The organism is Nocardiopsis lucentensis DSM 44048 (genome assembly GCF_000341125.1).
Classification (GTDB): domain Bacteria; phylum Actinomycetota; class Actinomycetes; order Streptosporangiales; family Streptosporangiaceae; genus Nocardiopsis; species Nocardiopsis lucentensis.
The window spans coordinates 1-3,815 of sequence record NZ_ANBC01000537.1; the positions used below are offsets into that span (position 1 = coordinate 1).

4 protein-coding genes are annotated in these 3,815 nt (G+C 67.3%); 1 reads left to right on the plus strand and 3 read right to left on the minus strand.

Going from position 1 to position 3,815, the window contains the following annotated elements; genetic code table 11:
* Together D471_RS0118770 and ctaC are read right to left on the minus strand one after the other, a co-directional pair.
* Positions 1-1,261, minus strand: a 1,261-nt coding sequence (locus tag D471_RS0118770; RefSeq protein ID WP_017600036.1) for a cbb3-type cytochrome c oxidase subunit I, incomplete at its 3' end; no start/stop codon positions are given.
* Entirely contained in the window at positions 1,258-2,286 is a 1,029-nt protein-coding gene (gene ctaC / locus D471_RS0118775; protein ID WP_442789767.1) for an aa3-type cytochrome oxidase subunit II, read from the minus strand. The genes D471_RS0118770 and ctaC, both read right to left, overlap by 4 nt.
* A gap of 395 nt (positions 2,287-2,681) precedes the next feature.
* Between ctaC and D471_RS0118780 the strand changes: the two genes are divergently transcribed.
* Positions 2,682-2,936, plus strand: coding sequence for a sulfurtransferase TusA family protein (locus D471_RS0118780; protein ID WP_040690288.1), 255 nt, complete (start codon positions 2,682-2,684; stop codon positions 2,934-2,936).
* A 154-nt stretch (positions 2,937-3,090) separates the two neighbouring features.
* Here the strand turns inward: D471_RS0118780 and rpsD are convergent, their stop codons facing one another.
* Positions 3,091-3,702 (minus strand): 30S ribosomal protein S4, encoded by a 612-nt coding sequence (gene rpsD / locus D471_RS0118785; RefSeq protein WP_017600039.1) that lies wholly within the window; start codon positions 3,700-3,702, stop codon positions 3,091-3,093.
* Positions 3,703-3,815 lie beyond the last annotated feature (113 nt).

Sequence of the window (3,815 nt, forward strand, 5' to 3'; positions counted from 1 at the left end):
TGAGCATCCGTCCGGTGAACTTGGGCCACCAGAAGTAGAAGCCCGCGAACATCGCGAAGACCACGGTGCCGAACACGACGTAGTGGAAGTGGGCCACCACGAAGTAGGAGTCGGTGACGTGGAAGTCGATCGGCGGTGAGGCCAGCAGCACACCGGTCAGACCACCGAAGAGGAAGGTGACCATGAAGCCGATCGTGAACAGCATCGGCGTCTCGAAGCTGAGCTGTCCGCGCCACATCGTGCCGATCCAGTTGAAGAACTTCACACCGGTCGGGACCGCGATGAGGAAGCTCATGAACGCGAAGAACGGCAGCAGCACCGCGCCGGTCGGGAACATGTGGTGCGCCCACACGGTCACCGACAGGCCGGCGATCGCGATCGTCGCGCCCACCAGGCTCTTGTAGCCGAAGATCGGCTTGCGGCTGAACACCGGCAGGATCTCCGTCGCGATACCGAAGAACGGCAGCGCGATGATGTACACCTCGGGATGGCCGAAGAACCAGAACAGGTGCTGCCAGAGGATGGCGCCGCCGTGCTCGGGGTTGTAGACCTGTGTTCCGACCATGCGGTCGGCGCCCAGGGCGATCAGGGCCGCGGTCAGGACCGGGAAGGCGATGAGCACCAGGACGCTGGTGAGCATCGTGTTCCAGGAGAAGATCGACATGCGGAACATCGTCATACCGGGGGCGCGCATGCACAGACCGGTGGTGATGAAGTTGACCGCCGCCAGGATGGTGCCCAGACCGGACACCGCCAGGCCGAGGATCCACAGGTCGCCGCCCAGGCCCGGGGAACGGACCGCGTCGGACAGCGGGGTGTAGGCGAACCAGCCGAAGGCCGCCGCGCCGCCGGGGGTCAGGAACCCGCTGACGACGATGAGGCTGCCGAACAGGTACAGGTAGTACCCGAACAGGTTCATCCTCGGGAACGCCACGTCCGGTGCGCCGATGTGCAGCGGCATCATGATGTTGGAGAACCCGACGAACAGCGGGGTCGCGAACATCAGCAGCATGATCGTGCCGTGCATGGTGAACAGCTGGTTGAACTGCTCGTTGGACATGAGCTGCATGCCCGGGGCGAGCAGCTCGGCCCGCATGAGCAGGGCCAGCACGCCGCCGAAGAGGAAGAAGGCGAACGAGGTGATCAGGTACATGTACCCGATGACCTTGTGGTCGGTCGACGTCAACCAGTTGACGATGATCGACCCCTTGCGCGACGGTGCCTGACCTTCGGTGCGCGCTTTACTCACGGTGGTGGTCATGACTCGTCATTCTCCTCGGCGTCGGCCGACCCGGTGTCGTCCTCGGTGTCCTCCGCCTCGGCTTCGTCACCCTCGTCGGTCGCCTCGGTCTCCTCCTCGGCGGCCTCGGTGCCCTCGGCCCGCTCGGAGGCCTCGTCATCGTTGGCGGCCTCGGCGTCTGCCTGGGCCTGGGCGGCGGCCTCGTCCAGCTCGGCCGCCTCCCGCTCCGCGAGGGCGGTCTGTTCGGCGGCCCACGCGTCGTACTCCTCCTGGGAGACGACCTCGACGTTGAAGAGCATGCGGGTGTGGTCGGCGCCGCACAGCTCGGCGCAGCGGCCGATGTACTCCCCGGAGGTGCCCTCCTGGAGCTGGACCTGGAAGGCGTTGTCCCGGCCGGGGATGACGTCCATCTTGAACGCGAACTCCGGGATCCAGAACGAGTGGATGACGTCCGTCGCCCGGAGGTCGAAGTGCACGACCGCACCCTCGGGGAGAACGAGGGTGGGCTGCGTCGAGGGGTCGGCGCTGCCGGTCGGGTCGGGGGTACCGACCTCGGAGAACTGCACCTCGCCGCCGTCGTCCAGCGTCTCGTCCAGGTAGTTGAACTGCCAGGCCCACTGGAAGGCGACGACCTCGACGTGGACGTCGGCGGGCTCGTCGGTCTCCAGCAGGTAGGCCTGATCGCGCGCGGTGAAGTAGAAGAGCACCGAGATGACGACGATCGGCAGGATGGTGTAGAGCGCTTCGATGGGCATGTTGTACCGCACCTGCGGCGGCAACTGCTCAGAGCGCTTGCGGTGGAAGATGACCGACCAGATGATCAGTCCCCACACGAGAATGCCGACCGCGAACGCCGCCACCCAGGAGCCCTGCCAGAGCGAGAGAACCCGCTCGGCCTGCTCGGTGATCGGCTCCGGCATGCCCAAACGAGTGAGCTCGTTCGACGCGCAGCCGGTCGCGGCCAGCCCCAGCACGGCGAGCGCGGCGCCGCGTGGTGCCCATCGGCGCGTCTTGGAGCGCCGATTCTCTTGGCGGGTCGGACTCACGGATTGCCTTCCCAGCGGTGAAGCCCGCGGATCGTCCGCGGGCGGCCTAAGTATCCAAAGCTTGTCAGGGGGAAACATTATCGCGAACCGTCCAGCGTCCTGTTCATGGGCTGACCTGGTCAGCGTGTTGCCAGACAGCCTTTACGGGACGCGCGGCGGCACACGGAGCCGGGCCCGTTCGCCCGCGGAGGGCAACCCTCCCGGCTGGCTACGAGGCGCGGCCCGGCGCGTCCCCCCGGGCCCCCGTCCGCGATCGTTCGCCGTCGACCGGCGCGCGGTGCGCGAGGCGGGACCAAGGTGAGCGTATCGCTGGGTTTACGACGCCCTTAACCGGGTTCGCCTTAGTCGGAGGAGCGGGTCAAGATTGGGACACAGGACGACGACACCGCGGGGGGATGACCGTGCCCGAGTATCCGAACGAGCGACCTTTGGTGACCGTGGAGGCGGTCGGCCGCAAGTGCCCGATCCCGATCCTCATGCTCGCCCAACGCCTGCACGAGGTGCCCATCGGCTCCGTCATCGCCGTCACCGCGGACGATCCCGCCGCGAAGGCGGACATCCCCGCCTGGTGCCGGATGAAGATGCACGACTTCGTCACGGAGGAACCCCTGACCCGGGGTAGCGCTTATCACATCCGCCGCAGGTACTGAAAGGCCGCCCCTGGTCGCGGTTGCGTTGCGGTAACGATGTGGCTCCTGCGGAACCGGCGGGTGGCGCACACCACGCCGTGGACGCGCCAGAGGCCGCGCGGACGGCGAACGTCCACACGGCCTCTGCCCGGCTCGGGGCTGGGAACAGCCCTGTTTAGCGAGCGTAGAACTCGACGACGAGCTGCTCGTCGAAGGGCACCGGGATCTGCTCACGCTTGGGGCGGTCGACGACCGCGATGCGCAGGTCCTGGTGGCTCACGGCGAGGTGGCCGGCGATCTTGTCGTCGGCGTGGACGCCCTCGGCGGCCTCGACGAACGGGACCATCTGGCGGGACTTCTCCCGCACGCTGATGATCTGGCCCGGCTTGACCTGGAAGGACGGGATGTCGACCTTCTTGCCGTCCACGGTGATGTGGCCGTGGTTGATGAACTGGCGGGCGGCGTAGATCGAGGCGGCGAAACCGGCGCGCAGCACGACCGTCGCCAGGCGCAGCTCCAGCTCGGCGAGCATCTCCTCACCGGTACGGCCGGGGCGCTTCTTGGCGTTCTCGTAGACGCGCAGCAGCTGCTTCTCGGTCAGGTCGTAGTACCAGCGCACCTTCTGCTTCTCCGCCTGACGGACGGCGAAGTCGCTGCTGTTGCGGCGGACACGGCGACCGTGCTCACCGGGCGGGTACGGACGCTTCTCGAAGTAGCTGACCGCCTTACGGGTCAGCGGGGTGCCGGCGCGCCGGGACAACCGCACCTTCGGTCCGGTGTAGCGCATGCGTAGTCCTTTCACAGTGAATCCGGGAATCCCAGGTAAGGCTGGCCTAGATCTGGGAGGCGCCTACGGCGCCCGAGTCCCGCCGACGGTGCGGCTGGGGCGGGGTCCCCCCC

Coding starts and splice junctions, on each gene's coding strand:
- D471_RS0118780 (WP_040690288.1), top strand. CDS start 2,682: ATGACCGTGCCCGAGTATCCGAACGAGCGACCTTTGGTGACCGTGGAG.
- rpsD (WP_017600039.1), bottom strand. CDS start 3,702: ATGCGCTACACCGGACCGAAGGTGCGGTTGTCCCGGCGCGCCGGCACC.